Here is a 15,782-nt window from a genome sequence, read left to right as displayed (position 1 = left end):
GACCTACGCTTCAGCCTTGAGCTCTTGCTCGACAAGCGACACCCAATAGGCCACTCCATATCCGAGGGCATCGTCATTGAAGTCGTAGGCTGTATTATGATGGAGCGCTCCATCGGCAGCCGGGCCGTTGCCTAGCCAGACATAACAGCCGGGCGCATTTTGCCCGAAAAAAGCAAAATCGTCGCCGGCGGTCGACGGCGGAAAGCTCGTACGCGCCTTTTCACCGAACACCGCCTGTGCGGCGCCTAGAGCCCGAGCAGTTGCATCCGCGTCATTGACGACGGGCGGAATGCGGCGTTCGAATTCATAGTCAGCCAGAATGCCGTACATGGCGGCCGTGCCCTGCGCCAGACGGCCGATCTCCGCTTCCAGTTGGTCACGAACCTCAGGCGAATAGGCACGCGCGGTTCCGCCGATCTCGACGATATCGGGGATGACGTTCAATGCCTTCGGATTGCCGGCCTGTACCGAACAGGCGCTGACGACCGCTGATTGAAGGGGGTCGACGACGCGCCCCACGATCGTCTGCAGGGACGAAAGGAAAGTGCCTGCAGCTGTAATGGGATCGCGGCCGAGATGCGGCTTTGCACCATGCGTACCAACGCCCCGGAAAGTGATCCGCCAGCTATCTGAGGAAGCAAGCTGCGGCCCCTCGACGACCGCAATCTCATCCACGGCAAGCCCTGGCATATTGTGCAACCCATAGACGGCATCGCAAGGAAACTGTTTGAATAACCCTTCCTCCACCATGCGCTTCGCACCGCCACGACCTTCTTCGGCCGGCTGGAAGATGAAATGCACAGTGCCGGAAAAACCGCGCGTTTCAGCCAGATAGCGTGCCGCGCCGAGCAACATCGTCGTATGCCCGTCATGGCCGCAGGCATGCATCTTGCCGGGTGCCGTCGATTTGTAAGGACGCTCCGCCGTTTCCGGCATGGCGAGCGCATCCATATCCGCCCTCAGCCCGATCGAGCGTGTGCCATTGCCGATTTGCAGCGTACCGACGACACCGGTACAGCCAAGCCCGCGATGCACCTTGATACCTGCCTCCTCCAGGAGCCTTACGACGATGTTGCTGGTACGCTCCTCCTCGAAACCAAGTTCTGGATGGGCATGCAGGTCGCGGCGAAGAGATGTAAGGAAGGGCAGATCGTTGCTGATCCGGGCGGGGATGCTCATAGCCTGGATATCCTGTAAAGCGAAACGGGCGCCCGACGACGCCCGCATCAGATCGTCTTTTCTTCAACAAACACGTTGAGAGCGCAAGCCCTCATGCCTCCTCGACGAAGACCTCTTCGCGCTTGCGCTTGACGCTCGGCAGGAAGACGATGATCAGCATCGCCACGGCGATCGCGAGCAGCGTAGCGCTGATCGGCCGCGTGATGAAGGTCGTGGCATCGCCGCGCGACAGGATCATGGCGCGCCGCAGGTTCTCCTCCAGCAAAGGCCCGAGCACGAAGCCGAGCAGCAGCGGCGCCGGCTCGCAGCGAAGTTTCGCCAGCAGGTATCCGATGAGGCCGAAGAAGGCGACGGCGTAGAGGTCGTAGACGTTGGAATTGACGCTATAGACTCCGATTGAGCAGAAGGCCATGATCACGGGAAAGAGCACGTAGTATGGCACCGTCAGCAGCTTCACCCACAGCCCGATCAGCGGCAGGTTGAGGATGACGAGCATCAGATTGCCGATCCACATGGAAGCGATGATGCCCCAAAAGAGCGCCGGCTGCTCCGTCGCCACATTGGGACCCGGCACGATGCCTTGGATGATCATCGCGCCGACCATCAGCGCCATGACAGGGTTTGCCGGGATTCCAAGCGTCAGCAGCGGAATGAACGAGGTCTGCGCCCCTGCATTGTTGGCCGACTCCGGCCCGGCAACGCCGGCAACCGCCCCATGGCCGAACTCTCCCGGCTTCTTCGACACGCGCTTTTCCATCGTATAGGAAGCGAAGGAAGCAAGGATAGCGCCACCCCCCGGCAGGATGCCGAGCGCCGAGCCAATGACCGTCCCACGAATAACCGGTGCGATCATCTCCTTGAACTCTTGCTTCGACGGCAGGAGCCCCGAGACCTTCGCCATCAACACGGTGCGAGTCTTCTCGCCTTCCAGATTGCGCAGGATTTCCGCAATACCGAAGACCCCGACGGCAAGTGCCACGAAATTCAGTCCATCGGCATATTCGCGGATGCCGAGCGTGAAGCGCGGCGTGCCGGTATAAATGTCCGTGCCCACAAGACCGAGCAGCAGCCCAAGCGCCACCATGGCTAGCGCCTTGACGACCGAGCCATGGGCTAGCGCGATCGAGGACACGAGGCCGACGATCATGAGCGAGAAATATTCGGCAGAACCGAATTGCAGTGCAATCGCCGTCAGCGGCGGCGCAAAGATCGCCACCAGGAAGGTCGAGACCGTCCCTGCGAAAAAGGAGCCGAGTGCGGCAATCGCGAGCGCCGCGCCTGCCCTGCCCTTGCGCGCCATCTGATAGCCGTCAATGGCAGTCACTGCCGAGGACGATTCACCCGGCATGTTGATGAGGATTGCCGTCGTCGAGCCGCCGTACTGAGCGCCGTAATAGATGCCGGCGAGCATGATGAGCGAGGAAACCGGCTCAAGCTGGAAAGTAATCGGCAGCAGCATGGCGATCGTTGCCGTGGCACCGATACCCGGCAATACGCCGATCAGCGTGCCGAGCAGCACGCCGATAAGGCAGAAGAGCAGATTTTCCGGGCTTGCCGCCGTATAGAAACCAAGTGCGAGATTGCTGAAGAGTTCCATGCCCGCCTCCTAGAACCGGACCCAGGGGCCGAAACGTTCGAACGGCAGCCCGAGCGCGTAGCTGAAGACAGCAACCGAAAAGACCGCCAACAGCAGCGAGAGAACCAGCGCGAACAGCACATTCATGCGACTGGATGCAAAACAAGCGATAAAGGCCGTCAGGAAGATTGCTGGAGCAAAACCGAGCCCGCGGACCGTTAGTCCGAAAAAGACCGGCGCCGGGAGAATGAAGAGCATGCCGCGCCAGGCGAAAGGCTCGATCGGCTCGCCCTGAACCCGCACCGCCTGCACGAGAATGATGAGGCCGAGCAGCATGAGGATGCCCGACAAAACGAGGGGGAAGTAGCCAGGTCCCATACGCAGCGCCGTACCGATATCGAGATTGAACGACTGATAGGCAAAGAAGGCGCCGGTCGCGGCAAGTAAGGCGCCGCAGATGACATTGGTGGTGTCGAAACTGAGAGATTTCATGATGTCTCCTGGGTTGGAGATTGAGCGTCGCGACGGATATGAGGCTGCGCAAACACCCTCCTTCCGATTGGAAGGAGGGTGGCGAGGTGGCAGTCAGGCTCAGTCCGCGTATTCGCCGGCTGCTTCGATGACGGGCTTCCAGCGGCCGATTTCGCTCTCGAGCTTCGCCTTCAGGGCCGTAGGGGTCGCATCAGCGTCCGACGAGGGAGCGGTGCCGAGTTCGGCAAAGCGGGCGCCAACATTCGGATCCTTCAGTGCGACCTGAAGCGACTTCGACAGGCGCTCGTTTATTTCGGCCGGCGTTCCCTTCGGCGTATAAATGCCGTGCCAGATACCGACTTCGAAGCCCGGCAGGCCGGCTTCTACCGCCGTCGGAATGTCCTTGAGTACATCAAGGCGGGCTGGCGAAGTCACGGCATAGGCCTTGATCGTACCGCCCTTGATCTGCTTCGTCGTATTGGTCGTCTGGTCACACATGATATCGACCTGGCCACCAAGAAGGTCGGTCATGGCCGGACCGGTTCCCTTGTAGGGAACGGTCGTCAACGGCGTCTGGATGGCGCTCATGAACATCATGCCGCAAAGGTGGGATGCGGCACCGATACCGGCATTGGCGACAGTGACCTTATCCTTGTTCGCCTTCACATAGTCGATCAGGCTCTTCAGATCGGCGGGTTCGAAATCCTTGCGTGCAACGATCGTCATCGGAACATCGGTGACGAGACCGACATATTCGAAGGCGTTCAGCGGGTCGTAGGCAAGCTTGCGATAAAGCGTGGCGCTGGTCGCCATACCGATATGGTGCAGCAGGATGGTGTAGCCATCCGGATCGGCGGCGGCAACCCGGGCGGCGCCGAGCGTGCCACCGGCACCGCCGACGTTTTCGACGACGATCTGCTGGCCGAGATCCTTCGACATGGATTCCGCGACGAGGCGCGCGACGGTATCGGTCGGGCCACCAGCGGCGAAAGGCACGACCATGGTGATGGTGCGGTCAGGATAGTTCTGTGCCGAGGCGGCATGGGCGAGAAACGAAACAGCAGCGGCGGCTGTCACGCCGAGCATGGCCTTCAGGATTTTCATCTTTTCCTCCCTGATGAAAAATGGTCTTCTGCCGGCGCATCCTCCCGCACCGGCTCGGATGATCCATTTGCAGGCCAGGGACCTGCAGCCGCAATCGCGGTGTGAGGGAAGAATGACGATTTTGCGACGGTGCGACGCAGCATGGGTCGACTTGGAAACAAATGGTTAAAGCGATGGGTGGAAATCCACCCATCGCTGGGTCATCCACCGCTTGGGCGGCAGAACGACCTCGCCTGTTTCCAAGCGATTTGGAGTGGGAGAGAATTTGCGGCCAGCCGCCAGAGACGGTCTGACGAATTTGGAGCCCTCCACCGGCATCGTGCGTCAGCGTCAGCTTGGCCTCACCGATCGGTTCGATCACATCAAGAGATTCGGGATTGGATCAGAATTCGCGACGCATCTCGCTGGCCATCTCGTTGGCCAGCAGCTTCTTGTCGAGACCATATTTCTGCATCTTTTCATAAAGCGTCTTGCGCGAAATTCCGAGCGACTCATAGACCGGTTTCAGGCTGCCGCCATGGGCAACAAGCGCGCTCGCAATCACGCCGCGCTCGAATTCGGCCACGCGCTCCGCGAGCCCGGCAGCCTCGGCCAGCCGGCCGCCCCCATCGAGACCGAGCACGAAGCGGTCGGCTGCATTGCGCAACTCGCGGACGTTGCCCGGCCAGTCGCGCTGCGCGATGTCGGAAATCACATCCGGCGGCACGGCCATCTCGTCTTTGCCGTAACGCGCAGCCGCCTCCCTGACGAGCTGCATGAAGAGCAGCGGAACATCGGCACGGCGCTGTGAGAGCGACGGCACATGAAGGGTTGCGACATTCAGCCGGTAGAGGAGGTCGGCGCGAAATCGGCCACCAGCGACTTCCGCTTCCAGATCGACCTTGCTCGTGGCGATGAACCGCACGTCAAGCGGAACGGTCTCATTCGATCCAAGGCGGGAAATCGTTCTCTCCTGTAGTACCCGCAGGAACTTCGCCTGCAGATCGAACGGCATGGAGCCGATCTCATCGAGCAGGATGGTACCGCCTCTCCCATGCTCGAACTTGCCGTAACGCGGCCGCACCGCGCCCGGAAAAGCGCCGGCCTCGTGCCCGAAAAGCTCACTCTCGATCAGGTTCGCCGGGAGAGCTGCACAATTGATGGCGACAAACGGCCGGCTTGCCCGCGAGCTGATATCGTGCAGCGCGCGGGCCACCACTTCCTTGCCCGCACCAGTATCGCCAACAACAAGCGTGTCGGCATCGCTCGCTCCGATCGCGCGGATGCGGTAGCGCAGATCGACCATGATCTGCGTGCGCCCCGGCAGCCGCGCCTCGAGGTCGTCGCGCTTGCCGGCAACAGCCTTCAGCAGCCGATTTTCCAGCACAAGGCTGCGCCGCTCCATGGCGCGGCGGATGACACCGGCGAGCATCTGCGGCGTGAATGGTTTCTCGATGAAATCATAGGCACCCTCACGCATCGCCTTGACGGCGAGCTGCACATCGCCATGGCCGGTGACGAGAATGACAGGCACTTCGGTATCGAGTTCACGGATTTTCTGCATCAGCGTCATGCCATCCATACCGGGCATGCGGATATCGGTAACGACGACTCCAGGAAAACTGTAGCCGATCAGCTCTAGCACATGATCGGCATTGGAGAAGGTTTCGACGCTGAAGCCCGAAAGTTCCAGCGCCTGTGCAGTCGAGCGACGCAGTTCCTCTTCGTCGTCGACGAGCAATATCTTTTGTTCGTTCATTCCGCCGCCTCCGGCATCATGCCAGCTGCTGCGGAAAGCTCGATGCAGAAAACGGCCCCGCCTCCCGGATGGTTGGAAACGGTCAAGCTGCCGCCGAAATCCTTGATAATGTTATAGGAGATCGAAAGGCCGAGACCGAGACCCTTGCCGACGCCCTTGGTGGTGAAAAAGGGATCAAAGATGCGCTCGGCAATTGCCGCCGGCACACCGGGCCCATGATCACGCACGGTCAGGATCACCCTGCCCGCCTCTTCGGAAGCCGAGACTTCGATACGCTTGTCCTCCAGCCCCTCGACCACGTCAGCCGCATTGGAAATCACATTGACCAGCACCTGCTGAAGGCGCACCGAACCTGCTTTGACTACCGGCGGCCGTGCGCCAAGATGCAGTCGCAGATCGGCATCCGCCGCCTTCAACCGCCAGGCGATGATCTCCAACGTGTCGCGGATCGCCTCGTCGAGCGGCACCGGGCCGAGCTTCTCATTCGGCTTGCGCGCAAAATTGCGCAGGTGCCGGCTGATGGAGGCCATCCGGTCGATCAGCCCGCCGATGCGCTGGATATTATCTTGCGCTTCGGCTGTGCGGCCGCGTTCGAGCAGGACATAGGCGCTGTCCGTATAGGTCTTGGCGGCGGCAAGCGGCTGATTGAACTCATGCGAGAGCGCTGCCGACATCTGACCGAGACCGGCAAGCTTGCCCGCCTGGATGAGATCGGCCTGTGTCCGGCGCAGCTGCTGCTCGGTCAGGCGTCGCTCGGCGATCTCTTCCTCGATGCGGCTGTTGACGCGGGCAAGATCGGCCGTGCGCTCATCAACCCGCCGCTCCAGCTCGTTCCGCGCCTCGGCCTGCAGCTGCAGGCGCTCGGCAAGCCGCATGCGCCGCTGCCGAAGAATAGCAAGGGTCAGCGCGGCAATGCAGAGAATGAGGAAAACGACGACCAGCGCGGTACGGGCCTGCGCTCGGATGGAGCTCGTGTCCATCAGCACGTTCACAGTCCAGTCTTCGGCCGGCATATAGTGCGAAAGCACGAGATATTCACTTTGCCCGCGATCGCTGGCGAGCGTCATCAGGTCATGATCCTCGAAACGATGGCGGATGACCGGCAGTTCGACGAGCTTGGCACTTGCATAACGCCGTGACGCTTGGGTGCGCGCCACGCGATCCGAACTCAGCGGCAGGATCGCGCCGTAAAGCCAGTCCGGACTGTCGGACATGAAGATGATGCCTTCAGGATCGGAGACGAAGATACGGTATTCGCCGCCGCTCCACGAGGATTCGATTACGTCGATATCGACCTTGAAGACGATGACGCCGCGGATTTTCCCATCTACCCGGATTGGCGATGAGAAATAGTAGCCACGCTTGAGCGAAGTCGTGCCGAGCGCATAGAAGCGTGCCTGATGCCCGCCGATCGCCTCCTGAAAATATGGACGGTAGCTGAAGTTTTCACCGACAAAACTCCCGGGGCCGTCAAAATTGCTGGCGGCGATCGTTTCGCCATCCGGACGCACGACATAAATATCGGACGATTTCAGCAGCCCGTTGATTTCCTTGAGGTAGAGATTGGCATTGTCGCGCAGTGAGGGATCATCCGGCCGACTCACCAGCTCCTTGATATCGTCGTGATCGGCGATCAGCGCCGGCAACGCCTCGTAGCGGCTAAGATGACCACTCAGCGCCGAGACGGCAAGCCGCAGCGCCGTACCCGCCTGCGCCGAAGCCTCACCCATATAAGCGCGCGTGGCGACCGCGCTCCCATAATAGAAGAAAGCGAAAACCAATAAAGGTGCAGCGCAAAACGCCGCAATAACACGATAGCGCGAAGACAGAGTCTCGCTCCTCCCTTTCCGCCTCCGCTCCCCGTGAAGGCATAACCCGACGGACCAAGTGTAATCAGCACGGTGCAGATTTCCAAGAGGCGCCGAAACTTGACACTTGCCAGGCGCGGATGTCTGATTGTTGCACCGCAAGGAGACTGCTATGAGCGACGACCAGATCCCCAAAGACAGCAAGCTCACAACATCCAAACGCCGTTGGGCCGCGGAAGGAAAGTTCCTGACCGGCCATATCAGCCGCCCGGAAACCGAGCGCCTGCCGCCGGGCCAGCATCTGGTCAAGAACTGGCCGGTGCTCGACCTCGGCCAGCAACCGATCATTTCCATCGATAGCTGGCGGCTGGAAGTTCGCGGCCTGGTCGAGACGCCGCTCGACCTCAGTTGGGCCGCCTTCCAGGCGCTGGAACAGAGCACAATGGTTACCGATATCCATTGTGTGACGACGTGGTCGCGCTACGACAACAAGTGGAAGGGTGTTTCGACCCGCGATCTGCTTGATCTCGCCATGCCGAAGGCGGAAGCCGGTTACGTCATGCTGACGAGCTATGACGGCTACACGACCAACCTGCCGCTTTCCGATTTCGCCGCTGAAGACGCCATTCTGGCCACCGCATGGGAGGGCCAGCCTCTCACTCGCGATCACGGTGGCCCGATGCGTCTGGTCGTGCCACATCTTTATTTCTGGAAAAGCGCTAAATGGCTGCGCCGCATCGATCTGCTGCCGGCCGACAAGGCAGGCTTCTGGGAAAAGAACGGCTACCATATGTATGGTGATCCGTGGCGCGAACAGCGCTATTCCGAAGACTGAATCCGAAGAAGCCGCCTGAGAACAAAGAACCCTGCAGCGAGGATCGCCGCAAATCCGGTGAGCGAGGCCATGCTCGCCGGATGCAGGGGTATTTCGCTCCAGCGCGGGCGCACGATATCGGCCGTGTCGAAGCCCTCTCCACTGAAGCGGCAGGTCACCAGCGAGAGCCCGTGCCGGACCATATCGACATCGACAGCCGATGCGATTTCACCGGCGGCTACGGCTTCCTGCGGCATGTCGCGCATGGCAAGCAGCACCGCCTTGGTCGCGGCGAGATAGGCATGGGCGCATTCGTTGAACGGACTTTCCTGATCCGTCACGCTGCCAGGCATCCGACCCCAGAGGCAGTAGGAATACTGTATCTCGGCATAGTTCAGGACACGCCGGAAAGGCTCGTTCGTATCGACCGCGCTTGCGGCGAGATCCATGATACGGCCGCGATAGTCGGCAATCACAGCCATTTCCCCGTGAGATATTTCGGGCACCGGTAGGCCAGCGCGGCTGCCCTCGTCCCTGCCGCCTCCATGCGCGGACGCGTTATCCGCAATCAGCAGGGCAAGGCCGAAACAAAGGAGATTGAATCCGTTTTTCACAATACGTCCACGTCCCGACGCAGCAGCCGAACAGCCGACGGACTTTGCGAGGAAAGAGGGCGCGTCAAGCCCCTCTGCCGCTCCTTATCGATGGGCCGGGCGCAATACGCTCTTCGCCCCGAGGCGCTTCTCCGCCAGCGCGCCGAAAGCGAGACCGAGCACCAGCCAGAGGATCATATGCATGCCGAGCGTGGTCGTGCGGAAGCGCCACAGCACCATCGCTGAGAAATTCTCCGGCACTTCGTTGATCGGAGGCAGCAGATATTCCACCAGACCGATGAAGACGACAAAGAGAACACCCGCAAGGATCGCCGCATTCCATAAGCCGTAGCGCGCTGTCAGGCTGCGGGCAATTGCAACGGCCGCGATCAGCGAAGCAATCGAAACGACAATCATCAGGAAGAACAGGTCGGTGCGCACCCCGATCGTATCCGAATTGCCGACAGCCGGCGGATTGGCCGGATATTTGATAGCCGGAACGATGACAATGGCGACGAAAGCGGCGACTGCGATAACGGCCGAGGTGCCGCGTGCCGAAAGGCTGCTGAAGCGGCCATGCACGAAGGCGAAGACAAGCGCAAACAGCCCGCCAATGGCAACGCTATAGGCCATGACGCCGATGAAGAGCCCAGGCCCCGCCTGGGTGACGCGGCTGACGATTTCAGGCTCGGCAACCTCGCCGGCAGCCTGCGCCGTCGCCTCTTCGAAGGCGATGGCAGCATCGACGAGCGGTTCGCCGAAGAAGCGCGCAAAGGCGAAAACCAGGATACCTGCAATCACGCCCGCGATCATCCCGCGAAGCAGAAGATTTCCAACCATGTGAGAAACTCCCCTAAAGCATGTCGCACAAGAGCGTTCAGCGGTTTTGCGATGACGACATGCAAAAACTACAACTAAAACGTATCAAGCGGATCTCGAAGATCGGGACGCTTAGTGGCAGGGGAAGCCGAGGAGGTGGCGGGCGTCATGCACGAATTCGTGCACATACATGCCGTTGAAGAGCGCCATCGCGCCTTCTTCGGTACCGACGAAATAGATGGCAATCAGCATCAGCAGGCCGCCGAAGATCGCCCATGGCAGAATCTGGCTTGCAGGAATTGGGGCGGGCGACGTGACCGGCGCAAAAGTGGTGTCAGACATGTATTCCTCCTGGAATGACGCGTTCAGTCGAAGATCTCGTGTGCAGTAGGGTCTGACTTCCAACGCGAAGAACTTCGACACGCTGGTCACAGTGGCGCGACCGCGCCGGACTTTCACCGGCTTCCAAACCCGCAACGTCACGGTTATATCTGCACGTCAAAGATACTGTCAACGAAACTTCATACGCGTGGCGGTCATCCCGCCCTATCTCCGGAGGGCGCGAATAACGTGACCACTCGCCTCACATGGATAAATAACGGCGCCACGGCGGCAAATCGCACGGCTTCCTTTCCCATGGACGAACCGCTGGAGGAACAAGCGATGAGCAAAGCCACGCTGCCGTCACCGGGACAGGCGGACAGGGTTTTCGTAAGCCCGGCGCTGCGCACCCGGCAGACCGCCGAAATGCTGGGCTTCGACGCGGTCCTTGCCCCCACGCTCAGGGACTGCGACTATGGTCGCTGGAGCGGCAAGCCGCTTATGAGCCTTCGTTCCGAAGAGCCGGATAATTTTGCTCTCTGGATATCGGATCCAGAAGCTGCCCCGCATGAGGGTGAGAGCCTGCAACAGCTTTGCAAACGCATCGCCGGCTGGATGAACGAGGAAATGCCGCTCGGCGGCCATGTCGTCGCAGTTACCCACGCAGCCGTCATCCGCGCCGCGATCGTGGATGTCCTGAAAGCACCGCCTGCCTCCTTCTGGACAATAGATGTTCAGCCGCTCGGTATGGTGCGTATGACGCATGACAACCGCCGCTGGTCGCTGCGTTTCTGAATACCCCTCTAAATTAGTTCAGCCTTACACAAGCAAACGCAGCCATACACATCGAACCCGGTACCCCCGGGCTCTACGTCCTTCCCTGCGGAGACGAAAAATGACCTATGACTGGAGTGGAGAGCGCACGCGGCGTATTCGCGCCGTGCGTGTCGCAACTGTTGTCGCCGTTCTCGTCGGCATCATGATCAGCCTGCCACTGCTGATCAATGTCGCCTGAACTATCAGAGTCAAAGGCGGGCGCGCTACGGCCGCTCGCCTTTCTCTTCACCGATTTTAATCTGAATGACGACGAAAAACAGGCCGACCGGACACGCCGGTCAGTTTCGGCATCTGCGGCCTCGAAGACAGATCGGCCTGCCGAGCTGCGCATGCGACGCATCATAGGAATGACGGCGGAACGCTCTCAGGCATGGCAGCCATAAAAAGGACGGATCAGTGTTTGCTGCTCTTGGAGATTGTGGTGTTGGTGATCGAGACCGGATCGCTGGCGGGAAAAGTGCCTTCCAGTCCTTCGTCCAGTTGCTCTTCCATTGCCTCCTCATCACCCCGCGAACGAGCATTCTCTACCGCAACTGGTTGGCCGTTATCGCCCTCGCGGATTGGCGCAGTGGCGAGGCAGCCCATCACTTCCCTCGCCTTTTCCACCGCATTCAGCCGGTTCAATTGCCGACCGCGATCGCTCTTGATCTGCACGGAGACGACTTCGCCGCCGTCGCCCACGAACTCGACCGTGAAACCACCTTTGTTGCCATAGGCGGGGATGACCTGGGTGCCGACAACGTGCATGAGATTGTCCTCTCTCTTGAATAGTTCTGAAAAACGGTTTGGACGAGACATTGGTTCCGCTCAGGGCGGACGGACGTAGTCTACTTTCAGCTCCAGCCGCAGCCGCACGATGGGAGCGCGATCACCGTTCTGCACTTCTATACCCAGCGATCCGCCCGGCCATTGCGGCAAACCGTCGAGCGCCATTTCGGCCAGCACGTGCTTTGCCTCTTCCACGGCGGCGAAAAGGTCGGGAAATTCGAACGGCAGGTCATCCGGGACCATGCCGTCATTGTCTACGGTCTTGAAATAGAAGAGAGACATCTCGCTGCATCCGTTGCGAAAGCTTAAAAGCAACAGGCGGCCAAAGGTTTCAAATTGCGTGCAAAAATTCGGCTTTTCTTATATCACGTTAAGAGGCAGCGCAGCACGCACGGTCTGTCCGTTTCCGATGAAAGTGCTACCGAATGCATGGTACGATCGCCAACAATTCGCCTTCAGGTTTCAATAAACATTTCAGACTTTCATGATACTTCCGCCCGGGATGGAGATGGAGAAGCTCATGGCGGAATTCTTCAGGAGCAGGGCGGGAAAGCAATGCCTGTCTGTCATGGCGCTCGGAGCAACGTTGTGGATTTCAGGCGCCCTGCTGGATGTCGATAGCTGGCTCGTTTCCTTCATGAGCGGCTTGGAGAACTACGGCGCCGACGAGTTCGTGCTTGCCCTCGGCATCGCCGGCGGGATGAGTTTCATCTATTCCGCGTTGCGCATTGGCGACCTTCGCAAAGAGACGCAACTTCGCGGTGCCGCCCAGGCGCGCGCCGACTGGACCGCTACTCACGATCATCTGACCAAGCTTCCAAACCGCTACGCCTTCGAACGCAAGATCCTGCCCAAGCCCGCCTATCAGGACGGCGATGTCCCCGAAGGGGCCAAGAGCAACGTTACGATCTTCTCCGTCGATCTCGACGGATTCAAGAAAGTCAACGACCTTATCGGCCACAAGGGTGGCGACGTTCTGTTGGTGGAAGTAGCCAAGCGCATCTGCGCACTGGGCAATGCCGATTGCGTTTATCGTTTCGGCGGGGATGAATTCATCGTCATCGCGCTCGGCATGACCGAGGCGCGGGAGGAATGGTTCGCCAAAGTGCTTATCCAGGCAGTCACCCGGCCCATCCTGATCGATGGCTTTGCCGTCGAAGTCGGCGCCAGCGTGGGTTACGACCGCTGGAACGAAGGCGCAGAGCCACTCGAGGACGCAGCTCACCGCGCCGACCTTGCCATGTACGAGGCGAAATCACGCGGTCCCAACCATCACCTGATCTTCCAACCGTCCATGCAGGACAAGGTGACGGAACGCGCATCACTGGAGAGCAAGCTGCGCGGCGCCATTCAGAACAAGGCGATCAAGACCTACTATCAGCCGCTGATCGATCTCAGGAGTGGTAGGCTCTGCGGCTTCGAGGCGCTGGCCCGATGGACTGACGAAGACGGTATGAGGATTCCGCCTCCGGTCTTCATCGGCATTGCCGAAGAAACCGGCATGATAACCGAACTGTTCGAAAACCTCCTCACCCAGGCCTGCAGCGATGCCCTCGCCTGGCCGGATGATGTAAGGCTTTCCTTCAACGTCTCACCTGTGCAGATGGAGGATAAACTCCTTCCCTCGCGCATCTTCAAAGTGCTCGCGGCAAGCGGCCTGCCCGCCGGGCGGCTGGAAGTTGAAATTACCGAAAACGCGCTGATCCAAGATCCCGCGATCGCAGCCTATATTCTCGATGAATTGCATAAAGCGGGCGTACAGATCGCCCTTGATGATTTCGGTACGGGCTATTCGAGCCTTGCTCAGCTCGCCCGTTACCGGTTCGACAAAATCAAGATCGACAAGAGTTTCATCGCCACCTGCCGGGAGGACGGGAAGCAGGAAAAGATCGTCCGCGCCATGCTTGCTCTCGGAAGAAGCCTCAACATCAAGACGACGGCTGAAGGCGTCGAGGAGCACGCCCAACTCGCCTATCTACTGCCGCTTGGCTGCGACATCGGCCAGGGCTATCTCTTCGGCAAAGCGATGCCCGCCGCAGAGGCGGGCATCTTTATCGAAAATCAGATTAGCAGTCTCGCCTTTACGGCCTGACCAACCTTAGAAGATCTGGCGAAGGACCACGAACAGCAAGAAGGCGATTGCGATCGAGGCCGGAAGCGTCAGAACCCAGGCCATGAGCATGTTGCGCACGGTGGACCATTGCAGGCCCGAGCCGTTCGCAGCCATCGTGCCAGCCACACCTGATGACAGCACGTGTGTGGTCGAAACCGGCAGGCCCAGATGGTCGGCCGAGGCGATCGTCGCCATGGCGACGACTTCTGCGGCGGCACCCTGGCCGTAGGTCAGATGGGTTTTGCCGATCTTCTCACCAACCGTCACAACGATACGCTTCCAGCCGACCATCGTTCCGAGGCCGAGTGCCAGCGCGACGGCGACCTTCACCCACAACGGAATGAACTTTGTCGCGTTGTCCACTGCCGCATGATACCCGGTGACGGCCCTGAGATCACTGGCGTCCATCGGCAGCAGCTTCTTCTTGTCGATGAGCTTGAGCGCCTCGCCGATCAGGTAGATGTCGTTGCGGACGTTGCCGACGAGATTAGTGGGAACGGCTTCCAGTGTCGGGAAAGCAGCAACTTCGGCGCTCGTCTGGTGGATATACTGCTGCAGCGCCGGCGTGGTCGCGGCCGTCCAGACCTTGTTCTTGACGGCATTGCTGACTTCGGCCTTGTAGTCGGTAACGGTTACGCCCGGCTTCACATATTTGCCAAGAGCCGTTTCCACCTGCGCCGACGCCGATTTGTAGGCTTCGAGATAGTTGACATCAGGCGTGCGATTGAGCGCGAAGGCGGTCGGCACCAGACCGATGAGGATGAGCATGATGAGACCCATGCCCTTCTGGCCGTCATTCGAACCGTGGGCGAAGCTCACGCCCGTGCAGGTGAAGATCAGGATGGCGCGGATCCACAACGGCGGCGGCCGATTGCCCTTCGGCTCTTGATAGAGTTCGCGTTTGCGCACCAGGAACTTCATAACGATGAGCAGGATGGCCGAAAGGCCGAAACCGATGATTGGTGAAATCAAGAGCGACAGGCCAATATTGGTTGCCTGAGACCAGTCCACGCCGCTGGTGGCGGAACCTGCCGGCGCCAGGAACTGGTTGGCGAGGCCGACGCCGATGATCGAGCCGACCAGGGTGTGCGAGCTCGATGACGGCAGGCCGAGATACCACGTGCCGAGGTTCCAAATGATCGCTGCTATCAGCAGCGCAAAGACCATGGCAAGGCCTGAACCGGAACCGACCTGCAGGATCAGCTCGACTGGCAGCAGCGCCAGGATGCCAAAGGCCACGGCGCCCGTGGATGTCAGAACGCCGAGGAAGTTGAAGAAGCCCGACCAGATAACGGCAAATTCCGCCGGCATCGAGCGCGTGTAGATAACGGTCGCCACGGCATTGGCCGTATCGTGGAAACCGTTGACGAACTCGAAGCCGAGCGCGATCAGCAGCGCGAGACCGAGAAGTACCCACGGAACGGCAACTGCGGCAGTCAGGTCACGGGACAGGGCGTAGGCGACATATCCGAGACCGCAAACCAGAATGAGACCGAACACCGGCAGGAACCACTTGCCTACGGAATTCGAATGGTGCAGCGGATGGGAAACGTCACTATGGCTTGGGGCAATGTCGGCCATGGAATAGTTCCTTGTTCCATTTGCAAATTTGCCATTTGTTAATAAATCCGCAGCGTGAAA

15 protein-coding genes and 1 riboswitch are annotated in these 15,782 nt (G+C 59.9%); of the genes, 3 read left to right on the top strand and 12 right to left on the bottom strand.

Going from position 1 to position 15,782, the window contains the following annotated elements:
• Nucleotides 1–3: 3 nt before the first annotated feature.
• From FHT92_RS23565 to FHT92_RS23540, 6 genes are all read right to left on the bottom strand, one after another.
• A complete protein-coding gene (locus tag FHT92_RS23565; RefSeq protein ID WP_183829827.1) occupies nt 4–1,179 on the bottom strand; it encodes a M20 aminoacylase family protein in 1,176 nt (391 codons plus the stop codon).
• Between the two features lie 91 nt (nt 1,180–1,270).
• Nucleotides 1,271–2,776: a tripartite tricarboxylate transporter permease gene (locus FHT92_RS23560; RefSeq protein WP_183829824.1), complete on the bottom strand. Its 1,506-nt coding sequence runs from the start codon at nt 2,774–2,776 to the stop codon at nt 1,271–1,273.
• Between the two features lie 9 nt (nt 2,777–2,785).
• Nucleotides 2,786–3,247: a tripartite tricarboxylate transporter TctB family protein gene (locus FHT92_RS23555; RefSeq protein ID WP_183829821.1), complete on the bottom strand. Its 462-nt coding sequence runs from the start codon at nt 3,245–3,247 to the stop codon at nt 2,786–2,788.
• A 99-nt stretch (nt 3,248–3,346) separates the two neighbouring features.
• Complete coding sequence (locus FHT92_RS23550; protein WP_183829818.1) at nt 3,347–4,330, bottom strand: tripartite tricarboxylate transporter substrate-binding protein; 984 nt, start codon at nt 4,328–4,330, stop codon at nt 3,347–3,349.
• Between the two features lie 382 nt (nt 4,331–4,712).
• Entirely contained in the window at nt 4,713–6,068 is a 1,356-nt protein-coding gene (locus FHT92_RS23545; RefSeq protein WP_183829815.1) for a sigma-54-dependent transcriptional regulator, read from the bottom strand.
• The gene (locus tag FHT92_RS23540) at nt 6,065–7,798 is read right to left on the bottom strand and encodes a sensor histidine kinase (protein ID WP_183829812.1); all 1,734 of its coding nucleotides are present in this window, start codon (nt 7,796–7,798) and stop codon (nt 6,065–6,067) included. Before FHT92_RS23540 ends, FHT92_RS23545 begins: the two co-directional genes overlap by 4 nt.
• Nucleotides 7,799–8,048: 250 nt before the next feature.
• Between FHT92_RS23540 and FHT92_RS23535 the strand changes: the two genes are divergently transcribed.
• Nucleotides 8,049–8,711 carry a sulfite oxidase-like oxidoreductase gene (locus FHT92_RS23535; RefSeq protein WP_183829809.1) on the top strand — a complete coding sequence of 221 codons (663 nt, stop codon included), beginning with the start codon at nt 8,049–8,051 and terminating at the stop codon, nt 8,709–8,711.
• On the opposite strand, the gene FHT92_RS23530 is transcribed toward FHT92_RS23535, so the two are convergent.
• The 3 genes from FHT92_RS23530 to FHT92_RS23520 form a co-directional block, all read right to left on the bottom strand.
• Entirely contained in the window at nt 8,696–9,304 is a 609-nt protein-coding gene (locus FHT92_RS23530) for a hypothetical protein (RefSeq protein WP_409527167.1), read from the bottom strand. The two genes, FHT92_RS23535 and FHT92_RS23530, sit on opposite strands and share 16 nt — an antisense overlap.
• An 84-nt stretch (nt 9,305–9,388) precedes the next feature.
• On the bottom strand, nt 9,389–10,123 hold the full coding sequence (locus FHT92_RS23525; protein ID WP_183829806.1) for a CbtA family protein: 735 nt from the start codon (nt 10,121–10,123) through the stop codon (nt 9,389–9,391).
• Between the two features lie 111 nt (nt 10,124–10,234).
• The gene (locus tag FHT92_RS23520) at nt 10,235–10,444 is read right to left on the bottom strand and encodes a CbtB-domain containing protein (RefSeq protein ID WP_183829803.1); all 210 of its coding nucleotides are present in this window, start codon (nt 10,442–10,444) and stop codon (nt 10,235–10,237) included.
• Between the two features lie 50 nt (nt 10,445–10,494).
• A riboswitch (cobalamin riboswitch) is annotated at nt 10,495–10,569 on the bottom strand.
• A 103-nt stretch (nt 10,570–10,672) separates the two neighbouring features.
• On the opposite strand from FHT92_RS23520, the gene FHT92_RS23515 reads away from it, so the two are divergent.
• Nucleotides 10,673–11,218 carry a histidine phosphatase family protein gene (locus FHT92_RS23515; protein WP_183829800.1) on the top strand — a complete coding sequence of 182 codons (546 nt, stop codon included), beginning with the start codon at nt 10,673–10,675 and terminating at the stop codon, nt 11,216–11,218.
• Between the two features lie 435 nt (nt 11,219–11,653).
• On the opposite strand, the gene FHT92_RS23510 is transcribed toward FHT92_RS23515, so the two are convergent.
• Together FHT92_RS23510 and FHT92_RS23505 are read right to left on the bottom strand one after the other, a co-directional pair.
• Entirely contained in the window at nt 11,654–12,007 is a 354-nt protein-coding gene (locus FHT92_RS23510) for a hypothetical protein (RefSeq protein WP_183829797.1), read from the bottom strand.
• A gap of 60 nt (nt 12,008–12,067) precedes the next feature.
• Entirely contained in the window at nt 12,068–12,310 is a 243-nt protein-coding gene (locus FHT92_RS23505) for a DUF6894 family protein (protein WP_183749942.1), read from the bottom strand.
• 238 nt (nt 12,311–12,548) lie between these two features.
• Here FHT92_RS23505 and FHT92_RS23500 point away from each other — a divergent pair, with 238 nt between their 5' ends.
• The gene (locus FHT92_RS23500) at nt 12,549–14,120 is read left to right on the top strand and encodes a bifunctional diguanylate cyclase/phosphodiesterase (RefSeq protein ID WP_183829794.1); all 1,572 of its coding nucleotides are present in this window, start codon (nt 12,549–12,551) and stop codon (nt 14,118–14,120) included.
• Between the two features lie 6 nt (nt 14,121–14,126).
• On the opposite strand, the gene FHT92_RS23495 is transcribed toward FHT92_RS23500, so the two are convergent.
• Nucleotides 14,127–15,722 (bottom strand): inorganic phosphate transporter, encoded by a 1,596-nt coding sequence (locus FHT92_RS23495; protein WP_183829791.1) that lies wholly within the window; start codon nt 15,720–15,722, stop codon nt 14,127–14,129.
• Nucleotides 15,723–15,782 lie beyond the last annotated feature (60 nt).

The sequence above is a fragment of the Rhizobium sp. BK377 genome, assembly GCF_014193935.1.
In the GTDB taxonomy this organism is placed as follows: domain Bacteria; phylum Pseudomonadota; class Alphaproteobacteria; order Rhizobiales; family Rhizobiaceae; genus Rhizobium.
The sequence above is the reverse complement of the archived record's forward strand: the minus strand, read 5'-3'. Positions and strand labels throughout refer to the sequence as shown.

What these genes read in the sequence shown, in the direction of transcription:
- FHT92_RS23540 (WP_183829812.1), bottom strand. Translation starts at nt 7,798, where the DNA reads ATGGGTGAGGCTTCGGCGCAGGCGGGTACGGCGCTGCGGCTTGCCGTC.
- FHT92_RS23495 (WP_183829791.1), bottom strand. Translation starts at nt 15,722, where the DNA reads ATGGCCGACATTGCCCCAAGCCATAGTGACGTTTCCCATCCGCTGCAC.
- FHT92_RS23500 (WP_183829794.1), top strand. Translation starts at nt 12,549, where the DNA reads ATGGCGGAATTCTTCAGGAGCAGGGCGGGAAAGCAATGCCTGTCTGTC.
- FHT92_RS23545 (WP_183829815.1), bottom strand. Translation starts at nt 6,068, where the DNA reads ATGAACGAACAAAAGATATTGCTCGTCGACGACGAAGAGGAACTGCGT.
- FHT92_RS23510 (WP_183829797.1), bottom strand. Translation starts at nt 12,007, where the DNA reads ATGCACGTTGTCGGCACCCAGGTCATCCCCGCCTATGGCAACAAAGGT.
- FHT92_RS23535 (WP_183829809.1), top strand. Translation starts at nt 8,049, where the DNA reads ATGAGCGACGACCAGATCCCCAAAGACAGCAAGCTCACAACATCCAAA.
- FHT92_RS23555 (WP_183829821.1), bottom strand. Translation starts at nt 3,247, where the DNA reads ATGAAATCTCTCAGTTTCGACACCACCAATGTCATCTGCGGCGCCTTA.
- FHT92_RS23505 (WP_183749942.1), bottom strand. Translation starts at nt 12,310, where the DNA reads ATGTCTCTCTTCTATTTCAAGACCGTAGACAATGACGGCATGGTCCCG.
- FHT92_RS23550 (WP_183829818.1), bottom strand. Translation starts at nt 4,330, where the DNA reads ATGAAAATCCTGAAGGCCATGCTCGGCGTGACAGCCGCCGCTGCTGTT.
- FHT92_RS23565 (WP_183829827.1), bottom strand. Translation starts at nt 1,179, where the DNA reads ATGAGCATCCCCGCCCGGATCAGCAACGATCTGCCCTTCCTTACATCT.
- FHT92_RS23560 (WP_183829824.1), bottom strand. Translation starts at nt 2,776, where the DNA reads ATGGAACTCTTCAGCAATCTCGCACTTGGTTTCTATACGGCGGCAAGC.
- FHT92_RS23520 (WP_183829803.1), bottom strand. Translation starts at nt 10,444, where the DNA reads ATGTCTGACACCACTTTTGCGCCGGTCACGTCGCCCGCCCCAATTCCT.
- FHT92_RS23525 (WP_183829806.1), bottom strand. Translation starts at nt 10,123, where the DNA reads ATGGTTGGAAATCTTCTGCTTCGCGGGATGATCGCGGGCGTGATTGCA.